A 21,332-nucleotide genomic window follows, 5' to 3' on the forward strand; every position below is an offset into this window, starting at 1 on the left:
TTTTTAAGTGGCTTTGTTGTTTTTAATTTTTGTGAATTTACAAATAAGGAAGGCTCACTTGTACGTTTAAGCCGCCCTCTATTTTGTTATGTAAACTTATATGCCCCTGGTGCGCTTCTGCTATTTCTCTGCATAAGGCTAGCCCTAAACCACTCCCCGTACTTTTTGTAGAATAAAAGGGCACTAAAGCATTTGCCATTACTTGCTCGCTCATTCCTTTGCCGCAGTCGCTCACATTTATAACACAAGCTTGGGGTACAAATTCGACCTGAATATGTATTTCATTGGAGTTGGAGCCTGACTCGTGTGAATTTTTTAATAGGTTTATGAGCAGCTGCTCGAGTTGGGCTTGATCAGCTTGTAATTCATTGTGTGAATTTTTTATTTCGTAGCTAAATTGCCAGTGATTTTTTAAATTATTGAGTGTGTTTTGCCAGTTAATCCGTGTTTTTTGTGGCTGAGGTAATTTAGCAAACTTGCCATAGCCTTGTACAAATTCAGTTAAATGACTAATTCGCTCATCAATAGTTGCAAATACACGGGCAAGGCGGGGCTCATCAACTTTATTTGCGAGCAATTGTGCGCTGTGTAACATGGACGACATAGGGCCGAGTGAATTATTCAATTCGTGGCTGATAATGCGTATTACCTTTTTCCACACGGCAACTTCTTGGCGACTAAGCTCACGGGTTAATTGTTTAAATATATATAAATGATGCTTTTGGTTATTGAGTAAAAACTCCCCGGTGGCTAAATGCCAAGTTTGCGAGTCTTGATTCTCTATTTCTATATTAAAGAGGCCATCAACACCGTGCTCTATAGCTGCTATTAATTGCAGGGGCGAATTTTCGAGCAATTTACTTAGCTGCATACCTTCAAGGCGGGTTGCGCTATTAAATAAACTACGGCTAATTAAATTACTAAATACCACCGTATTATTATCATTGACCAGTAATAACGCTTGCGGCGAGCTTTGCAATACTTTATCAAGCATTAACTCGCGCTGGTAAATCCATTGTTTTTCTTGGCGAAGCTGTTTAGCGGTTTGATTATAAAGTCGGCATAGTTTTCCAAGTTCATCATTACTTTTATACGCTAGTAAGCTGGAGAGCTCACCATCTTTAAAATTAAGCAACCCGGTTTCGAGCGATTGCATGCCAAGCTTTATTGGTTTGGTGAGAGCTCTTGAAAGCAAGGTGCTAAATGCAAGCGTTAGTAATATTAAAAACAGAGTGTAGTACATATCAAAACCACTAAGTGCGGCAATAATAAAAACAGGCAGCGCGCTACAAAGTGCGCAAATTAACACAACCTTTTGGCTTAGGGTAAAGTGGCTAATAATGTTTGGCATTAATAATCAATATCCATTTTTTGTAATCGACGATAAAGAGCTTGTCGGCTTAAACCAAATTCACGGGCCACTTTGGCTATAACACCTTGATGAGCGCGCATTGCGTGTTCTATTTCCTGTTTGGTCGGTTCTGCTTTTGCTTCTTGTTGAGCAGTAACCGATGACGAAAGTGCAAAGTCATCGACTGTAAGCGCACCTGTTGGTTTTAGTACCGCTACACGTTTACAAGCATTTTCTAGCTCTCGAACGTTACCTGGCCATTTATAATGTTGAAGTGCTTGCTCTGTGTTTATAGTCAGCTCTCGGTGAGGTAAGAAGTGGCTAATGAGTGCTAAAACATCATCTTGCCTTTCGCTAAGGGCAGGCACATTGAGTTCAATTACATTAAGGCGATAATATAAGTCTTCCCTAAATCGACCTTGTTCAATTGCTTGTAGTAAGTTTTCGTTAGTAGCCGATATTACTCGCACATTTACTTTTTGTGTTTGTGTTGAGCCTAAACGTTCAAACTCGCCGGTTTGTACTACGCGTAGTAATTTTATTTGTCCTGAAAGTGGTAAATTACCAATTTCATCTAAAAATAACGTACCGCCATCAGCTGCTTCAAATCGACCAATACGTTGTTTAGTTATCCCCGTGTATGCGCCAGCTTCAGCGCCAAAAAGTTCGGCTTCTATAAGTTCTTGTGGTAGTGCGCCTGCGTTTACCTTAATAAAAGGTTGCGATACAAGTGGGGAGTTTTTTTGAATGATATGCGCAATGCACTCTTTACCACTTCCATTAGGGCCTGTAATTAATGCAGATATATCAGATTTAGCTACTTGTAGCGCCATAGTGACCAGTCGTTCCATAGCCGTGCTTTTAAATATTAGCCCGGCAAGGTCTGCGCTTTTAAATGTACCTTCACGCTCTTGTTGATGGCGATTATGTGTCGCCACTATTTTTTTAGCACAGCCTAGCTCTATTAAGTTACTGATACAAACTAGTAGTTTTGCATCATCCCAGGGTTTTGGTAAGTAATCGGCAGCACCGGCTTTTACAAGCTCAATAGCGGTAGCAAGTTCGGTCCAGGCTGTAATAAGTATAATAGGGAGGTGTGGGTTTATTTCTCGTAGTTCATAAAACAACGTTTTACCTTCTTCGCCAGAGGTTGTGTCGCTGGTAAAGTTCATGTCTTGAATTACAAGCTCAATTCGCTGATAGCGAACTATTTGCAGAGCATCAAACGGGTTTGTTGCAGTGACTACCGAAAAGTCGTGGATTTCGAGCAATAACGAAAGTGCGTCGAGTACTGCTTGGTTATCATCAACAATGAGTATTTTATGAGTCATAGGTTTTTTTTATAATTTTTTAATGGCTACACTGCCTTACTAATCAGTGTAGCATAGTGATTTTTGCATGATTTAGTAACCTAAACTCTGGATAATAAATCTACCTCAAGCGGATTCTAGGTTAAATTGTGCGAGTTGCGATACTGGGCGAAATATTAGCAGCGCGTTTAGCCGGCCCTAATACCGCAAGTAAGCTCATTAAAAATACGACAATGGCGGTAACGGCTATATAACTTGGCGGTAGTGCAGCTACAGAAAAATACTGCATTAACATTTTCCCAAGCAGTATTGCTGCTACTACACCTAAGGCTAAACCTAGGCTACAAATTAATGCATTTTCTACTAAAAAGTAGCTAACAATAGCTGACTTTCTTGCGCCAAGTGCTCTGCGTGTACCAATTTGCTTAGTACGTTTGCTAATATTAAATAAGGTTAAGCCAAAAATACCGAGAGCGGTTATAAGCACTAAAATAGTGATTAATACTATGAGCATGCGCATCATGAGGCGATCTTGAGCGGTATACTCATTTTTTAATTCATCAAGTCCTTTAATGTTGTTAATAACGCGTTTGCTGTAATTTTCGAGCATAGCATTTTCTATTTCTTTCATTACAGCTGCTCGCTGACCAGGCTCTGTACGAACGGCAACTTGTGCATAACTTGCTGCTTTAATATAAGGAATAAACGCAAGATTATCGGGTTTACTGTCTTTGAGCCACGGGCCTTTCATGTTTCCGATCACGCCAATAACTTTAAGTGGTAGGTCACCAAAATAAACTATTTTTCCTAAACCATCTCCATCAGGGTAGAGCTCATCAAGTAAGGCTTTAGTGACTATAGTGACGTTGGTGCGCTTTTGTGTAATTTCGTTTGTAACTAGCACTTCATCTTCGGTAAAGTTTCGCCCTGCAATTAAGTTAACGCCGTAGGTATTAATTGCGTGGTCATCTATAAAAAAATAAGCAGTTCTCACACTTAGGCCTTCTTGTGGAGCGGGTTGTAAATTAAAGCTCGAAGCGCTGCCACTCCCTGATAGTGGAATACTACTGCTTAATGCGGCATCGACCACGCCTGGCATTTTTCTAAGCATGCTTTCATCAAGCTCAAACTGCTGACTTAAGTTAATATCAGTACCAAAGGTCATTACATTAAACTTAAATATATCTTGTTCAGGGTAGCCCGTTTCTTGGTTTAAATAGCTAATTCTGTCTTGAATGATAAATGCAGCATTACTGACTATTGCCGTTGTGATTGCAATTTGAATTAGCAGTAATACAGCCCCCACCTTTGAGCGGCATAAGGCGTTGAATATAGGTTTTATTTCTAACATTGTTAAATTCCTTATTGGCTCTTAAGGTAAATGGCAGGGTTGGTTTTACACACTAGCCAAGCTGGGTACAAACCAGCCAAAATGCAGGTTGTAATTGCAATCAATGGGGCGCTCAATAGCATGGTTAAATCCATTGTCGCTAAGTTTTCATAGTAGTCGTAGCTTTGCCCTACGCCCATTAAGCCAAGTTGTGCTAGTACAATCCCTAGCATGCCACCTATAAAGCCAAGCATGGCGACCTCAACTAAGTGCTGTAAAAATATTTGCCTTTTACTAGCACCTAATGCGCGTCTTACACCTACTTCTGGTGCTCTGCGTAAAAACTTAGCTAAAAGTAAACCTAAAATATTGGCTAAGCAGACACCTAAGAACATAAAGCTCAGGCCCACTAAAATTTTATTGTCTTCGGTGACGACGTTGTTGTATTGCATCCATTGGTTTACATCGCGAAGTTTATACTCAAGTTCTTTACGATTAAATCGACCACGCTTTTGTTGTTCTTGCATGTAGGCTAATAAGTAATTTTGATAGGCTTGTTTTTGTTCAAGCGTATTTAGCTCTGCCCAAAACTGGATCCATACTTGCTCAGATTGCAGTTTATCTGCAAAGGTTGGTGTGTTTTCGTGTTTCCATCCATTGCTATTGCCCCAACTTACTAGCTCTTTTGCCTTTATTAAGCTAAAGGGCATAAATAACTCTTCTACTTGATTAAATGCACCGTTATTTAAATCATAATATTTAATATTGAGAGGCCAATGGTTAATAACACCAACTACTTGATAGCTTGCATCATCTAAGTAAATCAGTTCTCCGACGGAGTTTTGTCCTGCAAATAGTTTATCGTTTATCTCTTGGGTAATAACAACCACAGGTGCGGCTGAGTTTTCTTGCTCTTTGCTCCAAGCCCCTCCGTATAGAAATGACAAATTAAACATGCTAAAAAAGTCAGGCGTTGTCATGCGAGCATTACCTATAAAAGGTTTTATTTTGTCGGAGTCCAGATAAACTGAAAAGCCGGTACGCATCATAGCCACTTTTTTCTCTGACGTGGGTGCGTTTAATAAGTTCTCAGCATCTTGATAGGTCAGTTGCAGTGGCATGTTATCTTCTGTCCACCACGTACTACCATCGTCCATTGTTTGTAATTGCACACTGTAAAGTTGGCTGCTTTTTTCTGGAATAGGATCGGCCGACATCATGTGATAAACACTAAGGCTGGTCATTGTTATGCCTATACCTATCGCAATGGCAAGTACCATTAAAAAGCTAACCAGTGGGGTGCGCTTGAAGCTGCGCCAACTTAAATCTAAATAATGAATAAACATTAGTTAAACCCTCGATGCTGTTTTTATAGTTTGCGCGCCCTGATAAAGCGTAAAGTCGGCAAGTTGTCCATCAACTACTTGAATATTACGCGGAGCACGGCGGGCTAATTCGCTATCATGCGTTACCATTACAATAGTGGCACCGTCGCGATTGATTTGTTCAAGTAACTCCATAACTTGGCGAGCCATTAAGCTGTCAAGGTTACCTGTTGGCTCATCGGCAAGTAAAAAACGAGGTTTACCAGCAAGCGCACGGGCTATTGCCACACGTTGTTGCTGGCCACCAGAGAGTTGTTGAGGTAAGTGTTTAGCGCGAGATGCTAAACCAACTTGTTCAAGGCATTGCTCAATTCGACGTTTTCGCTCATTTGCTTTAATCCCTCTGTAGCGAAGAGGAACTTCTATGTTTTCATATAAATTTAAATCAGGGATCAAATTAAAGCCTTGGAATATAAAGCCAATTTTTTGATTACGTAAATCAGCACGTTGGTTATCGTTTAGGCAGCCAACATTAACGCCATCCAACAGGTATTCACCTTCGTTAAAAGGCTCGAGCATACCTGCAATATTTAAAAAGGTTGTTTTTCCTGAGCCGCTAGGACCAGTAACAGCAATAAATTCGCCTTCGTTTACTTGCAGATTAAAATCTCGAAGCGCATGGGTTTGTACCATTTCTGTTTGGTATACTTTACTTACATTGTTCATTTGTAACATGGTTGTTCCTAATTATTTTTAGCGTTGGTTGAGAACGTCTGTTTAATTTAATAAAATCGTGTTGGCTTGCTTAAAGTCGCTGTAGCTTGAAATAATAATTTCATCGTTTTCTTTTAGTCCGCTTAAAAGCTCAACCGCATTAATGCTGGTGGCGCCTATTGTAATAGGTATACGCTTTGCGATATTGCCATTGACTTTATAAGCTATAATTCCGCCTTGCTGCATAAATGGACCACGCTTTACTTGCATTACACCTTCTCGGTTGTCGAGTAAAATACGTGCAGTTAAGCGTTGGTTCTGACGAATGTTGTTAGTAACACCTTTAAACCGGACGCGTGCGGTTACTTCACGATTATTAACTTCTGGTGATATGGCGGATAAATTCCCCATCACTGTTTCATTGCCTAACTTAAGCTCTACTTCCATACCGAGCCCTAATTCGTTTGCGTAACTTTCAGGAACTTGGAGTTCGGCTTCAAAATTACTTAAGTCGACGAGAGTCATAAGAGGTTGGCTTTGCGTCACTGCGGCTTTTTGTTGCACTAATAGGTTACCCACGATCCCTGTAACGGTAGCCTTAATAGATAGGTTGCTTACTTTTCGGATTAAGTCATCAACAATAAGTTGTTGGCGGGTCACATCACTTTTAGCAGCTTGTAGTTCAAAAGCGAGCGTGTCTTTGGCAAGCAATACCTCTTGCTGCGCATGCTTATAGGAGAGCTTAGCTCGGGATAAATCATCAACTGCTTTTTCTAGATCAATTTGGCTAATTAAGTGCTTTTGTATTGATAACTGTGCGCGACGATTTTCGCGCTCAGCGGCGTTAAGCTCGACTTGTGCCATATCGAGTGTTTTATTTAAGGTGAGTGTTTGGCGTCTTGCTTGCAAATGTTGCCTTTGCTGTTCGCCTTCAAGTCTTTTAAGTACAGACTCCTGTTGCTTCAATTCATTAGTTAACTCAGGGCTTTGCAGCAGGGCAAGTGTGTCGCCTTGCTTTACTGTATCGCCGGCCTTTACTTTTAAATCTATAAATCCACGTTCTGGACTGTAGATTTTAGGAGCATTAGCAGCAACAATTTTACCACTGGCGGCAATGTCTCGAATGAGCGCTTTAACATGTACTTTTGCAATCTGTACTTTTGAGCGGCTAATAGAGCTTTTAGCGCTATGGCTCGTTAAAAAAATATAAGCAATTGCAGAGACTACAATGAAAACAATCGCAGTGATTATCGCGTATTTTTTATAGCTTATAGGTGCCTTTACTTGTACGTCTTGTGCGCTGGTATCTTTAATCATTTAATTTCCCCTAAATTGCTTTTATGTATTTTTCGCACAGCAGTAATAAAGCTGCTGTGCAAATAGCGGCAATAGGAGAGAGTAAAAATAAGCTTAGAGTAAACATAGTAATTCCAATTAGCGATTATATATAAAGCTATACGATTAATATGCCAATTATTATCTTATTGATATTTAAGTAATTTTATTTTTTTGTTATTGAAATTTATGTCCGCGGACAGTTTATGTGTCCGCATCGGACATAGTTTTAAATAAAAATTCACTATTAACGTACAAAAAATGACATGAACTTTCATAACTATACTAATGAGCAGCAATAATCAGGGATGTTAAGCCATTAAAGTAATGAAATAGCATAAAACTATCTAAATGTTAACTGAATAGCCCCTCTAGCGCTGAATACTTATTCACTTTCGGCCGCCTTTACGTTTACGTAAGCTGGCACGCTGAAGGCTCGTGTTTTTTACAATATGTTAAACTTGACACCAGTGTCATGAAAAAATAGTGGTTAAAATAACGCTAAATGTTAAAAATAATGATAAAAAGAAATCTTGCTATGAAGTGAGAAATATTCAAGAATGTGAATATGTATTCAAAGTGCTATTGACTCTATTTAAGATAGAGGCTAGTTTTGTCCGTCTGTTAGCAAATCGTCGAGCAGTTCATCCACGCTAACAGTGCAGCAAGGGGAGGGGTCTATGTTATACGACTCAAAGTTAGAAAAAGAAAATTGTGGCTTTGGCTTAATAGCCCAAGTTAATGGTCAAGCTAGTCATAGGCTTATTCGTACTGCTATTACGGGGCTTGATCGCATGCAGCACCGTGGTGGTATATCTGCCGATGGTAAAACAGGTGATGGCTGTGGTTTATTATTACAAAAACCAGATAGCTTTTTCCGTGCTATTGCTAGTGAACATAACTGGCACTTAGGCAAAAACTACGCAGTGGGTATGATATTTTTAAATTCAGACCCTGTTTTAGCGCAAGCTGCAAAACAAATACTTAGCGAAGAATTAGAAAAAGAAACGTTAAATATTTTAGGTTGGCGCGTTGTGCCAACCGACCCATCTATGTTGGGTCCTATTGCTGTACAGCAATTACCAGGTTTTGAACAAATTTTTGTTAGCGCGCCAGAAGGTTGGCGTTCTAAAGACTTAGAGCGTCGCTTATATGTAGCACGCCGCCGCGCTGAAAAGCGCATTGTTGATGACGAAGCTTTCTATATCGCAAGTCTATCTGGTTTGGTAACTATCTATAAAGGCTTAATGATGCCTGCAGATTTACCAAATTTTTACCTAGATTTAGCTGATATTCGTATGACGAGTGCGATTTGTGTTTTCCATCAGCGCTTTTCTACTAATACTCAGCCGCGTTGGCCTTTAGCTCAACCTTTCCGCTATTTAGCACACAATGGTGAAATTAATACTATTGAAGGTAACCGCCAGTGGGCACGCGCACGTTCATATAAGTTTGCGTCACCGCTTATTCCTGATTTACAAAGCGCAGCGCCGTTTGTAAACGAAACCGGCTCTGATTCATCAAGCCTAGATAATATGCTTGAGCTATTTTTAGCTGGTGGCATGGATTTATTCCGCGCTATGCGTATGCTTGTGCCACCTGCATGGCAGAAAAACCGTGCAATGGACGACGATTTACGTGCATTTTACGACTTTAACTCTATGCATATGGAACCATGGGATGGCCCCGCCGGTATTGTTATGTCGGATGGTCGTTTTGCGGCATGTAACTTAGACCGTAATGGACTTCGTCCTGCGCGTTATGTAATTACGCAAGATGGTTTTATTACACTCGCATCAGAAGTGGGTATTTGGGATTACACTGCCGATGAAGTAGTCGAAAAAGGCCGTGTAGGACCAGGTGAGCTGTTAGTAATTGATACTAAGCTTGGTAAAATTTGGCACTCAGATGAAATCGATCAAGATTTAAAATCTCGCCATCCTTACAAGTCATGGCTTGAAGAAAACGTTAAGCGTTTAGTTCCATTTGAAGAACTTACTGAGCAAGACGCCGGTAATCGCTCATTTGATGACGAAACGCTAGCTAAATATCAAAAAATGTTTGGTTATACCAACGAAGAGCTTGATAGCGTTATTCGTGTAATGGGTGAAAACGGCCAAGAAGCAACCGGCTCAATGGGTGATGACACGCCATTTGCTGTGCTTAGTGAAGGGCATCGTTCGCTGTATGATTACTTCCGCCAAAAATTTGCGCAAGTAACAAACCCACCTATCGATCCACTGCGTGAAAATCATGTAATGTCACTTGCGACATGTATTGGTAGTGAGCAAAACGTATTTAACGAAACAACAGGCCATGCTAAGCGCCTACAGTTTGATACGCCAATTTTAATGTACGCAGACATGCAGCAGCTATTAAATGCTGATGAAGCGCATTACAGCTACTGTAAAATTGATATTACCTACACAGTTGAAGAAGGTTTAGAAAATGCGGTAACGCGTATTTGTGACCAAGCACAAGAAAAAGCAGCCGCTGGTTGTATCATGCTTATTTTAACTGACCGTAACTTTAATGAAGCAAATTTGCCGATTCCAGCAGCTATGGCTGTAGGTGCGGTACAAAAACGATTAGTTGATAACAATCTTCGCTGTGAATCAAACATTATCATTGAAACCGGTAGCGTGCGTGATGCGCATCAGTTTGCTGTGTTATTAGGCTTTGGTGCTACGGCAATTTATCCATACCTTGCGTATGAATCGTTAGTTGCAATGAGCGACAGCAAAATTATTAATAAGTCGTATTGCGAAGTAACTCTTGCTTACCGTAAAGCCATTAACAAGGGCTTATACAAAATCATGTCTAAAATGGGCATAAGTACGGTTGCGTCATATCGCTGCTCAATGTTGTTTGAAGCGGTTGGTTTATCTGACGCTATTGTACAAATGTGCTTTAAAGGTGTGGCGAGTCGCATACAGGGCGCATGCTTTACCGACTTTGATGACGATCAGCAAAGCTTACACAAACTCGCTCTAAGTAAGCGTAAATTATTAAGCCACGGCGGCTTGTTTAAGTACGTACATGGCGGCGAGTATCATGCTTATAATCCTGATGTAATCCAAACCCTGCAAAAAGCAGTTCGTTCTGGTGAATACAGTGATTACAGTGAATATGCAAAACTTGTTAATACGCGTCCTATTGCCACTTTACGTGACATGCTTGCGCTTAAAATTCCAGAGCAAGGCATTAGCATCGATGATGTAGAGCCTGCAGAAAACCTATACAAGCGTTTCGATTCAGCAGCAATGAGTATTGGTGCATTATCGCCAGAAGCGCATGAGGCTCTAGCAATTGCAATGAACCGCTTAGGTGGTTGTTCAAACTCTGGTGAAGGCGGTGAAGATAAGCTGCGTTATGGTACCGAGAAAAACTCGCGTATTAAGCAAGTCGCTTCAGGTCGATTTGGCGTAACGCCGCATTACTTACGCAGTGCTGACGTTATTCAAATTAAAGTAGCGCAAGGTGCAAAACCAGGCGAAGGCGGTCAATTACCGGGTGAAAAAGTAACCCCATATATTGCTAAGCTTCGTTATTCTGTTCCAGGTGTTACGTTAATTTCGCCACCACCACATCACGATATTTACTCAATTGAAGATTTAGCGCAGCTAATTTTCGATTTAAAACAAGTAAACCCTAAAGCACTTATTTCTGTAAAACTGGTTTCAGAACCAGGCGTAGGAACCATTGCGACAGGTGTTGCTAAAGCGTATGCCGATTTAATTACTATTTCTGGCTACGATGGCGGTACAGGCGCAAGCCCACTTACTTCAGTTAAATATGCAGGTAGCCCATGGGAGCTAGGACTTGCTGAAACGCAGCAAGCCCTTGTTGAAAATGGACTGCGTCATCGCATTCGTTTGCAAACTGATGGTGGCTTAAAAACAGGTTTAGATATAATTAAAGCGGCAATTTTAGGTGCAGAAAGCTTTGGCTTTGGTACCGGCCCAATGGTTGCGCTTGGTTGTAAATACTTACGAATTTGCCATTTAAACAACTGTGCGACCGGTGTTGCAACACAAGACGAAACACTTCGTCAAAAGCATTACCACGGCTTACCAGAAATGGCGATGAACTACTTTAAGTTTATAGCGCAAGAAGCACGTGAAATCATGGCAAGCTTAGGTGTTGTAAACTTAACTGATTTAATCGGTCGTTTAGATTTGCTTGAAGCCATTGAAGGCAAAACAGCTAAACAGAAGAAAATTGATTTATCTTCAGTAATTGCTCAGCCTAATAACCCAACAGGTGAAACACTTTATTGTAGTGCGCCTAATAGCTCACATTATTTAGGAAAGCTTAATGAGAGCCTACTTGCTAAGGCGCAAGAAGCAATTGATGCTTCAAGCGGTATCTCACTAGTAAGTCGTATTTGTAATACGGACAGATCGGTAGGTGCAATGCTTTCTGGCTATATTGCTGATAAATATGGCAACCAAGGTATGGCGGCAGATCCTGTAGCAATTGAGCTACACGGTACTGCGGGTCAATCATTTGGTGTGTGGAATGCCGGTGGCCTTGAAATGACACTGGTTGGCGATGCAAACGATTACGTAGGTAAAGGCATGGCGGGTGGCAAGTTAGTTATTCGTCCACCACTTGGCTCGTCGTTCGAAAGTCACAAAGCCACAATTGCAGGCAACACATGTTTATACGGTGCAACAGGCGGCAAACTGTTTGCTGCAGGTTGTGCAGGCGAGCGCTTTGCAGTTCGTAACTCAGGTGTGCAAGCGGTTGTTGAAGGTGTAGGTGACAACTGTTGTGAATACATGACCGGCGGCGTTGTATGTGTGCTGGGCAATGTAGGCGTTAACTTTGGCGCGGGTATGACAGGTGGTTTTGCTTATATTTTAGATGAGCGAAATGATTTTGAAAAACGCATTAATCCAGAGCTTGTCGAAATAGTAACACTAGACGAATTAACGTCGCATCAAGAACATTTACGCGGCTTAATTGCTGAGCATTTAGAGCTTACGGGTTCGTGCAGAGCAGAAAGTATTTTGGCTAACTTTGAATTGTACTTACCGATGTTCAAATTAGTAAAACCAATATCAAGTGACGTAAAAAGTTTACTCGGGCATCGCGCTCGCAGTAGTGCCGAACTACGTGTTCAGGCGCAATAAGGGGGCAGTATGAGCGAAAATGTATATCAATTTATAGACGTGCAGCGTGTAGACCCACGCAAAAAACCAATCTCGTCACGTAAAAAATCTTTCGTAGAAATTTACGAACCCTTTTCAGAGAATCAGGTTAACTCACAAGCTGACCGTTGTTTAGATTGTGGTAACCCATACTGTGAGTGGAAATGTCCAGTACATAACTACATTCCACAATGGTTAAAGTTAATACGCACGGGCCGTATTATAGAGGCGGCTGAGCTTTCTCATCGTACAAATAGCTTACCAGAGGTTTGTGGGCGTGTTTGCCCACAAGACCGCTTGTGTGAAGGCTCGTGTACGCTCGATGAAGAGTTTGGTGCGGTTACAATTGGTAATATTGAAAAATATATTACTGATGAGGCATTTAAAATGGGCTGGAAGCCTGATATGTCTTATGTAACATGGACTGACAAAAAAGTAGCCATTATTGGTGCGGGCCCTGCAGGTTTAGGGTGTGCTGATATTTTGGTGCGCAACGGTGTTAAACCCGTGGTGTTTGATCGTCACCCAGAAATAGGTGGACTACTCACATTTGGTATTCCTTCTTTTAAACTTGAAAAATCAGTAATGCAAAAGCGCCGTGAAATTTTCACTGAAATGGGCGTAGAATTTAAGTTAAATGTTGAAGTAGGTGTTGATATTACACTTGATCAAATTTTAGCTGATTACGACGCTGTGTTTTTAGGGGTTGGTACGTATCAGAGTATGCGTGCAGGTCTTGAAAATGAAGATGCAGCGGGTGTTCACGATGCATTGCCGTTTTTGATTGGTAACACGAACCGTGTAATGGGCTACGACGAGACAAAACAACCGTGTATTGATATGGCTAATCAAAAAGTAGTTGTACTTGGCGGTGGTGATACAGCGATGGACTGTGTGCGTACGTCTATTCGACAAAATGCTGCAAAAGTAACGTGTGCTTATCGTCGTGATAAAGAAAATATGCCAGGCTCTAAACGTGAAGTTAAAAACGCGAAAGAAGAAGGCGTTATATTTACGTATAACGTTCAGCCTAAAGGCATTGTATTGAACGATAAAGGTAAAGTGACCGGCGTTAAAATGGTTAAAACTAAATTAGGCGAACCTGACGCAAAAGGCAGAAGCCGTGCTGAAGAAGTACCTGGTTCAGAACATGTTATTGAAGCTGATCAAGTTATTATGGCGTTTGGTTTCCAACCTCACAAAATGGATTGGTTAGAAAAATACGATGTAGAAATAAACAACTGGGGCGGTATTAACGCACCTGAACAAGGTGAGTTTACACATCAAACTACTAACCCTAAAATATTTGCTGGTGGCGACATTGTACGTGGTTCAGATTTAGTGGTAACTGCTATTTTTGAAGGACGTAACGCTGCAGAAGGTATTATGGATTACTTAAAAGTTTAATTTTTCGTTTTAAAATAACGATATTTAAAGCAAGCCAAGTGGCTTGCTTTTTTATTTGTTTTATCCAAATGTAATGTCAACGTAATTAGTGACAAATGGGGCTATATTTATACCACCTTTTGTATGGCTTTCTTGAACAACACCTTTTGTTAGTAACTTCATGTAGAAACCTTATATAGTAACTTTCAGAGAAACTGCTTTGTTATTATGGGTTGTTCTTTATAAGCCAAATGCGATTTCTTTGGGTATCTACTAAGCGGCTTTCAGGGCTCGTTTCATATATATAAACGTTATCGACACTTCTTTCTTCTATGTCGTTTATATACTCCAATACCAATTCGCTTAATTAAGTGATCTATTTTGAGATAACAAAATTATGTCGATAATGAGGCTAAAGTTTCGCTACTTAGGTGTTCTCGGTAATTACCTCTACATTGCTTTGTATTCATGCAGTCGTATCTCGAAAGTTTTAACGCAGTTAGCGCCAAGTTCAATCCTTGAAATTGATTGAGTATTATCGCGGATTGGTATAATGCGTGTATTTTTTGTAGCGGCACTTTTATTGATTAATGTGTTGTTGACTCGGTCCAGGCACAATTCATAGAATAGTTACTACCATCTTTAACTGTGCAGGTTTATATTATTTTTTGACTACCAGTCAGTTCGATTATTGCAGGAATAAAAGGGCGTACTTATATAATTTAGCAAATGGTATTAGTGCCAAGCAATTTAATATCGTAAAAATGTACTTACCTGAGATAAATGCAAGAGGCTAAAAATATGTGCGCAATTGTCAGTGCTAATTACTAACCTTAATAGTTGATTTAAATATAAAGTAGGTTCATTATTGCACGCTGTTTACGGTTTGCTTACTTTATATCTATAAGTTTGCTTTTATACATTAATAAATAAATAGAAATTATGTACGAATATTCAAACAATTTAGAAAGGAAGCTCATTGTTCGGTTCTTTTCCTCAATAGGCTTTATAGCAACGTTTTCGATGGCTAGCTTAGCATTTATTAACAGCAGCTATTTATTAGCATTTACTTTGGTTGTTTCTTCGTTTGTTTACTTATCGGCGTTTAATATAGGTAGAGGTGTAGAGAAGTCTGCAACTGTAATTTTATATAACCTGTATGCACTGATGTTTTATCTTGTACTTACAGGAGGAGCACAAGGTACAGGGCCTATATGGATATTTATAGTGTCTCCTGTTACTTATTCAATTCGAGGGCTTAAACGAGGGACGTTTGATATTGTTTTATTTTTATCGGCGATTGTTCTCGGTTTCTATTGCGCTGATACATTTAATATATATGACTACAATCCTGAGCAGTTTCCAGTCAGAATCATACTCGCTTTTATAATTGTTGCATCGCTGAGTGGTTATTACGAATTTTCAAGAGAAAAATACAGCAGTAAATTAATTGCTTTAAGCCAAAAAAATGAATTTTTAGCAACTATAGATCCACTCACTAATCTGCCAAACCGTCGTTTCACTATGAATAAGCTTATAGCTTTTAAAAATGAGCTTAAAAATAATAATATTCCGTTTGTAATATTATTAGCTGATGTAGATAATTTTAAAAAAATTAATGATCAATTTGGCCATGATTTTGGCGATGAAGCTCTTATCCATTTAGCCAAAACATTTGAAAATAATATTCCGCAAAATGCGATTGCTTCACGTTGGGGCGGTGAGGAGTTTTTAATTGTGATTCCAAATGTAACCGTTGATGAGGGCGAGCTCGTTGCAGAAAAAATCCATAATGCCCTTAAAGCTTCAGCTGTAAGCTTATTTTCAGATAGTGTAAATATAACGCTAAGCATTGGCATCACAGCTGCAAACGATGAGCGCTCAATTGACCTAGATATTAAGCATGCTGATGAACTACTTTATAAGGCAAAAGAGCAAGGTAAAAACAGAACGTGCTCTTTTTAAATGTTTATTTACTTTAGTCCATTGAAAACGAATCAAGGGATGGCCTTATTTTAGCCTTTCTGCGTTTTAAGCTCATGTAGCATATTACAATACACGCAATCTGCATTGTAATTAAAACCCAATAACTAACACCTAAATCACTTAGTCCATTTATTTTTTCGCTAGTAAAGTAATAGACCACAACGATTAGTTGAAAAACTAAAAAGCTATTTAAAAACTTAAATAAACGTTGTTTAAAACAAGTATGTTTATATTTACTAAATATAATTAAACAGGTGCTTAGTACTAATAACAACCAACTTAAAATTATACAAAAATCAACTAAAGTACTGTGCATTATTTAATCCTTGAAGACGTTATTTACTAACACATTAGGCGTGAGCCATTATTAGTTCTTTAGCATTTGCTTTAGCTGTTTTGCTTATGTTATCGCCGCCAAGTAAACGGGCTATTTCATTAATACGGCCATCTTTATTTAAAGGCAGCATATGAGTAAACGTTTCGCCTTGTGCTATTTCTTTAGCTACAAAAAATTGCTGATGTGCACTACTGGCAACTTGCGGTAAATGAGTAACACAAATCACTTGAGTCGACTTACCTAATTGGCGTAATAACTTACCTACAGCAGATGCCGTTGGGCCAGAAATACCTACATCAACTTCATCAAAAATAAGCGTTGGGGTTGTTACTTTTTGGGCAATAATTACCTGTATAGCAAGACTTATACGAGAAAGCTCACCACCTGATGCTACTTTAGCTAATGGCTGAAGTGGTTGCCCCGGATTAGTTGATACTAAAAACGAGACATTATCAAAGCCTAGGCTGTTTGGTGTACGATTACTCTCTTGAGTTAAGGCTATTTCAAAAACACCGTTTTCCATTGATAAGTTAGCCATGCTTTCACTTATTAGTGTGTTAAGTGTATTAGCATACTCGCAGCGGCTTTTACTTAATTCATCAGCAGTTTGCTTGTAACTAAGTAACGCGCTTTCTATTTCTGACTCAAGTTGCTCCAGACGATTACTATTATTACTTATTGACTCAAGTTCTTGAGCAATCGATTGATGAAACTCAACCAACTGCTGTGGTTTTATATGATGCTTACGCGCTAAATCCATAGCACCACTTAGCCTATTTTCTACTTCAACTAAGCGGGCCGGGTCTAAATCTGCTTGCTCAGTGTAATTGCGCACTTCGCGGCTTGCTTCTTCAACTTGTACAGCGGCTTCGCTAAGCATAGCAGCTACGCTTGCTAAACTTTCGTCATATTGAGCCAGTTCGGTAAATTGTTGAGCGCTGTGCTGTAGTAATGAGCAAGCGTTTTGCTCATCACTTTCATATAAGTGTTGTAACTCACGTTGGCACGATTCTAATATTGTTTGGCTATTGCTTAGTTTGTAATGCTCAGCCTCAATTAAATCAAACTCATTTTCTTGTAATGCAAATTCATCAAGCTCAGCAACTTGATACTCTAACAATTGTTTTTGCGCTGCTTGTTGCTGCTGTTGTTGTTCTAAGTGTTTAAATTCTTTTTGTAAGTTAGCAAACTGTTTATAGTTTTTATTTACTGAGTTTACTAAGTGGTGATGCCCTGCATAGGCATCTAAAAGCTGTAACTGATGCTCAGCTTTTAATAAATATTGGTGGGCATGTTGTCCATGAATAGATATTAAATATTGACCAAGTTCTTTTAATTGTGATGCGGTAACTGCACTACCATTAATATAGCTTTTACTACGGCCATTTTTACAAACAACACGACGTAATAAGCACTCGTTGTCAGAAGTGCTTAGCATATGTTGCTCTAAAAATGCTTGAGCAAGCGGTAGATCTGTTAAGTCAAATTGTGCACATACTTCTGCTTTATCAGAGCTTGGGCGAACTGCTGATGCTTCAGCACGCTCACCTAAGCATAGCGATAGGGCATCAATAGCAATAGATTTACCAGCACCTGTCTCACCTGTGATCGCAGTCATACCGCTGCGCCATTCGGTGCTTAAATTACTTACGATTGCAAAATTTTTAACTTCTAAACCAATTAACATACTGTTTATCCATCCAGTCAATTAACTGTTAATTTATACAGTGTTTTGGTTTTTTGCAAATTAATTTTTTATTATTTACGCAACACTTACATCTTGAGTAAACTGTGTAGCGGAAGTTTGGGAAGATGCATCAATTTGATCATCAACAATATCAGCAGGTTGTATGCTCTCTTCGGTTTTAAGCAGAGCAATGAGGGGAGGTAATGTATTAATATAAAAACTCTTATTGTACAAAATTCCTTGCTGGGGCAACTCAGATACAAAGTACTGTATATTATCAATCAATGGTTGAATTATATTTGTTTGATTGGTTTTAATTAACTCGTTGGACAACGTATTAATTAGTAGGTCGGCGGTATCTTCAAGCTGTTGCAAGTTCTCGTCTGTATGTGATTGAACAACAAAAAAATTATTTACAATAGCTTGAATGCGAGGAACGTATTTTGGGCGAATTATTTTAGCATCAAGTAGATCATTAAGCTTTGCTTTAAGGCGCGTATTTACATGCGAAACACGTTCATTAAATAGTTTTTTTCTAGCTTCTATCGCTTTTTTACGGTTACTCTCAATTTTGAGGTAACTGTATAAAAGTGTAATTAATAGCAGTAAAGCAAAGAATACTACATAAGTCATTGCTACTCGTTCCTAAATTAGTTGATTATTATTTTAAGCCGCCATTTTGCTTTATAGTACTAAATTTGGCAATAAAATTAGTACAAACGGCTACCCCAATTCAGTTTTGTACGTAAAACGTTGTAGTAAGAGTAATTTTTTGGATGAATTAAGCGCAATTGTTTATCGGCTTTTTTAATTACGACCTCATCGCCGGGTAATACGGCTAGCACTACGTGGCTGTCGCAGCTTACCTGTAGGCTATCTGTATTTTCTAGGCTTAGCTTTAAACGAACTTCATTATCGGCATCTACCACTAAAGGTCTGCTAGATAAGGTATGAGGAAACATAGGTACTAACGATATAGCATTTAGTTCTGGCGTTAATATTGGACCGCCACCTGAAAGAGAATACGCCGTAGAGCCTGTGGGGGTTGATACTATTAAACCATCGGAGCGCTGAGAAAACACAAAGTCATTATTTATAAAAGCTTCAAATTCAATCATGTGCGCTACTTTATCGGCATGAAGTACCGCTTCGTTAACGGCTGAGTTTGCACTTTTTAATTCGTTGTGGCGATATACTTCTACTTCTAATAAAAAACGTTTTTCTTCAAGATACTCACCACTGAGTACTTGCTCTAAGCTCGCTTCAAACCCTTCGGGGTTTAAATCAGTTAAAAAACCAAGGTTGCCTCTATTTACACCAATTACAGCAATGTTAAAGCGCGCAAGTACGCGAGCTGCGCCAAGCATGTTACCGTCACCGCCTACAACAATGGCTAAATCGGCTTGTTCACCTAAGTCGACTAACTTAACAAGTTTGTCATGCGGAATATCGTCTAACTGACTCCCTGTGCGTTTTTCTACTATTACCTCAAAGCCAAGCGCAAGTAAAAAGGTATGTAAACGCTGAAGGGTAGCAGCGGCTCCCGGGTGATTAGGTTTGCCAATTAGGCCTATGGTGTTAAAAGGAGAGTCCATAATGTACGCACAAAGAGATTTAATAATAGTAGAGTAACTCAAAACAGAAGTGTTTGAAAATACAGATTATAGCAATATTATAAACCTTCAATTTTATTCGCAGTGAGTTAGCTGCACGACTTGAAAAAGAACTAAACGCCCCGATATCTCTTTCATGCAACAAGATGTAGATACCATGAAACTAAACCCACGAGATCAGCAAATTTTTTCAGCTGTTATGAACATGTACTGTAATGGTGAAGGCTTGCCTGTTCCATCAACAAAAATTGCCAAGCTTAAAGGCATGGCAGTGTGTTCGGCTACGGTTCGTAATGCTATGGCTCGCTTAGAAAAAGTGGGCTTATTGTATTCACCTCATACATCCGCAGGGCGAGTGCCGACAAATGAAGGGTTTGATTATTGGTTTGACGAATTTTTTGTGCTTGCTGATATTGCTAATTATTGGCAACCACAGCAGTCACAACTCGTTGAGCTAGCGCATGGTTTGAGCCAAAAATATCAAGTATGTTGTTGTGTTGGTTTACCTCAAGCCAGTTCACAGCAAGTGTTTAGAGTAGAAGTGCTTGATTTTGATTCTACCGACTGGCTTATTTTATTAATAGATAGGGCAGGGCAGAGTCACAATATTTGTATTGATAAACCTCATGATTCGTCAGACTCTGTTCGTTATCAATTTGCCACGTGGTTGAACACTGTATTTAGCCAACAAACCTTAATGGAAGGTTTGTATCGTATGCAAGCTATGGCAAATACAGCGCCTCGAAATTGTCATGATTCGCTTAATCAATGGACGCGACAACTAAGCCAAAAATTAGGCTCAGATAATAGTATTGTTGTTGGTGAAAATTACCTCTACAAACAAATTGATTGCGAACAAAGTTTAAATATTGGTGTTTCGTTTTTAAATTATGTAGAAGATAAGCTTGCTTTTAAAAATGGTGTATCGGTACTTAATAGCGAAAAATTACCTTTTACTGAGTGCGATGAATTAATTGTAATAAGCGTGCCGTACTTTAAAAATCAAGAATATCAAAGCCGTTTTTGTATCATTTGTCCTAAATCAGCGCAGATTGAAGAAATAATTCAAGAATTTAAATTAATTGAGGCATCTAACTCTTGAATCTTTTTATTCAATCCCCATAATTACCGCAGTTGTAAAGAATTGGAGCACGTATTTTATGTCTGAGCAGACACAAAACCCTGAGCAAGAAGTAGAATTAAACGAAGAAATTTCTAAAATGCAGGCTGATGTAGAAGCAGCAGTAGAAGCCGCTGAACAGCATGCAGAACAAGAACAAAGCCCTGAAGCAGAAATTGCGATGTTATATGCAGAGCTTGAAGCTGCAAAGCAAACAATTGCTGATCAAAAAGACGGTGTTGTTCGTGCCGCAGCAGATGTAGATAATATTCGTCGTCGTGCAGCACAAGATGTAGAAAAAGCGCATAAATTTGCACTAGAAAAATTTGCTAACGAATTACTACCTGTAATTGATAACCTTGAACGTGCTATTGAATTTTCTGATAAAGAAAATGAGACACTAAAGCCGTTGCTTGAAGGTATCGATATGACGGTTAAGAGCTTTAATGACGCTGTTTCTAAATTTGGTGTTGAAATTGTAAACCCACAAGGTGAGCAGTTTAATCCAGATTTTCATCAAGCAATGTCAATTCAACCAAGTAACGATGTAACACCTAATACAGTACTTGCTGTTATGCAAAAAGGTTACACATTGAATGGTCGTTTATTACGCCCTGCAATGGTTATGGTTTCTAAAGCTGCTGACGCTTAATTAATTTAAGGTTATTAGCTTTGATAAAAA

At 39.3% G+C, this 21,332-nt stretch carries 14 protein-coding genes; 5 read left to right on the forward strand and 9 right to left on the reverse strand.

The window, feature by feature from the left end:
• Window positions 1-37: 37 nt before the first annotated feature.
• The 6 genes from CXF64_RS04725 to CXF64_RS04750 all read right to left on the reverse strand — a co-directional run bounded on the left by CXF64_RS04725 (window position 38) and on the right by CXF64_RS04750 (window position 7,347).
• Window positions 38-1,351, reverse strand: a complete 1,314-nt coding sequence (locus CXF64_RS04725) for a sensor histidine kinase (RefSeq protein WP_101216457.1) — start codon at window positions 1,349-1,351, stop codon at window positions 38-40.
• A complete protein-coding gene (locus CXF64_RS04730; RefSeq protein WP_101216458.1) occupies window positions 1,351-2,682 on the reverse strand; it encodes a sigma-54-dependent transcriptional regulator in 1,332 nt (443 codons plus the stop codon). Before CXF64_RS04730 ends, CXF64_RS04725 begins: the two co-directional genes overlap by 1 nt.
• Window positions 2,683-2,803: 121 nt before the next feature.
• Window positions 2,804-4,012: an ABC transporter permease gene (locus tag CXF64_RS04735; protein ID WP_101216459.1), complete on the reverse strand. Its 1,209-nt coding sequence runs from the start codon at window positions 4,010-4,012 to the stop codon at window positions 2,804-2,806.
• An 11-nt stretch (window positions 4,013-4,023) separates the two neighbouring features.
• The gene (locus tag CXF64_RS04740; protein WP_010553404.1) at window positions 4,024-5,337 is read right to left on the reverse strand and encodes an ABC transporter permease; all 1,314 of its coding nucleotides are present in this window, start codon (window positions 5,335-5,337) and stop codon (window positions 4,024-4,026) included.
• Between the two features lie 3 nt (window positions 5,338-5,340).
• On the reverse strand, window positions 5,341-6,051 hold the full coding sequence (locus tag CXF64_RS04745; protein ID WP_101216460.1) for an ABC transporter ATP-binding protein: 711 nt from the start codon (window positions 6,049-6,051) through the stop codon (window positions 5,341-5,343).
• Between the two features lie 42 nt (window positions 6,052-6,093).
• Window positions 6,094-7,347: an efflux RND transporter periplasmic adaptor subunit gene (locus CXF64_RS04750; protein WP_101216461.1), complete on the reverse strand. Its 1,254-nt coding sequence runs from the start codon at window positions 7,345-7,347 to the stop codon at window positions 6,094-6,096.
• A gap of 698 nt (window positions 7,348-8,045) precedes the next feature.
• Between CXF64_RS04750 and gltB the strand changes: the two genes are divergently transcribed.
• The 3 genes from gltB to CXF64_RS04770 all read left to right on the forward strand — a co-directional run bounded on the left by gltB (window position 8,046) and on the right by CXF64_RS04770 (window position 15,872).
• Window positions 8,046-12,503 (forward strand): glutamate synthase large subunit, encoded by a 4,458-nt coding sequence (gene gltB, locus CXF64_RS04755; RefSeq protein WP_101216462.1) that lies wholly within the window; start codon window positions 8,046-8,048, stop codon window positions 12,501-12,503.
• A gap of 9 nt (window positions 12,504-12,512) precedes the next feature.
• Window positions 12,513-13,928 (forward strand): FAD-dependent oxidoreductase, encoded by a 1,416-nt coding sequence (locus CXF64_RS04760; RefSeq protein WP_007584567.1) that lies wholly within the window; start codon window positions 12,513-12,515, stop codon window positions 13,926-13,928.
• Window positions 13,929-14,849: 921 nt separating this feature from the next.
• Window positions 14,850-15,872 (forward strand): GGDEF domain-containing protein, encoded by a 1,023-nt coding sequence (locus CXF64_RS04770; protein ID WP_232783785.1) that lies wholly within the window; start codon window positions 14,850-14,852, stop codon window positions 15,870-15,872.
• A 371-nt stretch (window positions 15,873-16,243) separates the two neighbouring features.
• Here CXF64_RS04770 and recN read toward each other — a convergent pair whose 3' ends face one another.
• The 3 genes from recN to nadK all read right to left on the reverse strand — a co-directional run bounded on the left by recN (window position 16,244) and on the right by nadK (window position 19,512).
• Window positions 16,244-17,917: a DNA repair protein RecN gene (recN, locus tag CXF64_RS04780; protein ID WP_007584560.1), complete on the reverse strand. Its 1,674-nt coding sequence runs from the start codon at window positions 17,915-17,917 to the stop codon at window positions 16,244-16,246.
• Window positions 17,918-17,992: 75 nt separating this feature from the next.
• On the reverse strand, window positions 17,993-18,550 hold the full coding sequence (locus tag CXF64_RS04785; RefSeq protein ID WP_101216466.1) for a hypothetical protein: 558 nt from the start codon (window positions 18,548-18,550) through the stop codon (window positions 17,993-17,995).
• A 77-nt stretch (window positions 18,551-18,627) separates the two neighbouring features.
• The gene (gene nadK / locus CXF64_RS04790; protein ID WP_004335384.1) at window positions 18,628-19,512 is read right to left on the reverse strand and encodes an NAD(+) kinase; all 885 of its coding nucleotides are present in this window, start codon (window positions 19,510-19,512) and stop codon (window positions 18,628-18,630) included.
• 154 nt (window positions 19,513-19,666) lie between these two features.
• Between nadK and CXF64_RS04795 the strand changes: the two genes are divergently transcribed.
• Both CXF64_RS04795 and grpE read left to right on the forward strand, forming a co-directional pair.
• Window positions 19,667-20,632 carry an HrcA family transcriptional regulator gene (locus CXF64_RS04795; protein ID WP_024590838.1) on the forward strand — a complete coding sequence of 322 codons (966 nt, stop codon included), beginning with the start codon at window positions 19,667-19,669 and terminating at the stop codon, window positions 20,630-20,632.
• Between the two features lie 58 nt (window positions 20,633-20,690).
• Window positions 20,691-21,302 (forward strand): nucleotide exchange factor GrpE, encoded by a 612-nt coding sequence (gene grpE, locus CXF64_RS04800; protein ID WP_024607690.1) that lies wholly within the window; start codon window positions 20,691-20,693, stop codon window positions 21,300-21,302.
• Window positions 21,303-21,332 lie beyond the last annotated feature (30 nt).

Origin of the sequence: Pseudoalteromonas sp. GutCa3, assembly GCF_002836155.1 — a bacterium.
Taxonomy (GTDB): domain Bacteria; phylum Pseudomonadota; class Gammaproteobacteria; order Enterobacterales; family Alteromonadaceae; genus Pseudoalteromonas; species Pseudoalteromonas arctica.

What these genes read in the sequence shown, in the direction of transcription:
- CXF64_RS04725 (WP_101216457.1), bottom strand. Translation starts at nt 1,351, where the DNA reads ATGCCAAACATTATTAGCCACTTTACCCTAAGCCAAAAGGTTGTGTTA.
- CXF64_RS04730 (WP_101216458.1), bottom strand. Translation starts at nt 2,682, where the DNA reads ATGACTCATAAAATACTCATTGTTGATGATAACCAAGCAGTACTCGAC.
- CXF64_RS04735 (WP_101216459.1), bottom strand. Translation starts at nt 4,012, where the DNA reads ATGTTAGAAATAAAACCTATATTCAACGCCTTATGCCGCTCAAAGGTG.
- CXF64_RS04740 (WP_010553404.1), bottom strand. Translation starts at nt 5,337, where the DNA reads ATGTTTATTCATTATTTAGATTTAAGTTGGCGCAGCTTCAAGCGCACC.
- CXF64_RS04745 (WP_101216460.1), bottom strand. Translation starts at nt 6,051, where the DNA reads ATGTTACAAATGAACAATGTAAGTAAAGTATACCAAACAGAAATGGTA.
- CXF64_RS04750 (WP_101216461.1), bottom strand. Translation starts at nt 7,347, where the DNA reads ATGATTAAAGATACCAGCGCACAAGACGTACAAGTAAAGGCACCTATA.
- gltB (WP_101216462.1), top strand. Translation starts at nt 8,046, where the DNA reads ATGTTATACGACTCAAAGTTAGAAAAAGAAAATTGTGGCTTTGGCTTA.
- CXF64_RS04760 (WP_007584567.1), top strand. Translation starts at nt 12,513, where the DNA reads ATGAGCGAAAATGTATATCAATTTATAGACGTGCAGCGTGTAGACCCA.
- CXF64_RS04770 (WP_232783785.1), top strand. Translation starts at nt 14,850, where the DNA reads ATGTACGAATATTCAAACAATTTAGAAAGGAAGCTCATTGTTCGGTTC.
- recN (WP_007584560.1), bottom strand. Translation starts at nt 17,917, where the DNA reads ATGTTAATTGGTTTAGAAGTTAAAAATTTTGCAATCGTAAGTAATTTA.
- CXF64_RS04785 (WP_101216466.1), bottom strand. Translation starts at nt 18,550, where the DNA reads ATGACTTATGTAGTATTCTTTGCTTTACTGCTATTAATTACACTTTTA.
- nadK (WP_004335384.1), bottom strand. Translation starts at nt 19,512, where the DNA reads ATGGACTCTCCTTTTAACACCATAGGCCTAATTGGCAAACCTAATCAC.
- CXF64_RS04795 (WP_024590838.1), top strand. Translation starts at nt 19,667, where the DNA reads ATGCAACAAGATGTAGATACCATGAAACTAAACCCACGAGATCAGCAA.
- grpE (WP_024607690.1), top strand. Translation starts at nt 20,691, where the DNA reads ATGTCTGAGCAGACACAAAACCCTGAGCAAGAAGTAGAATTAAACGAA.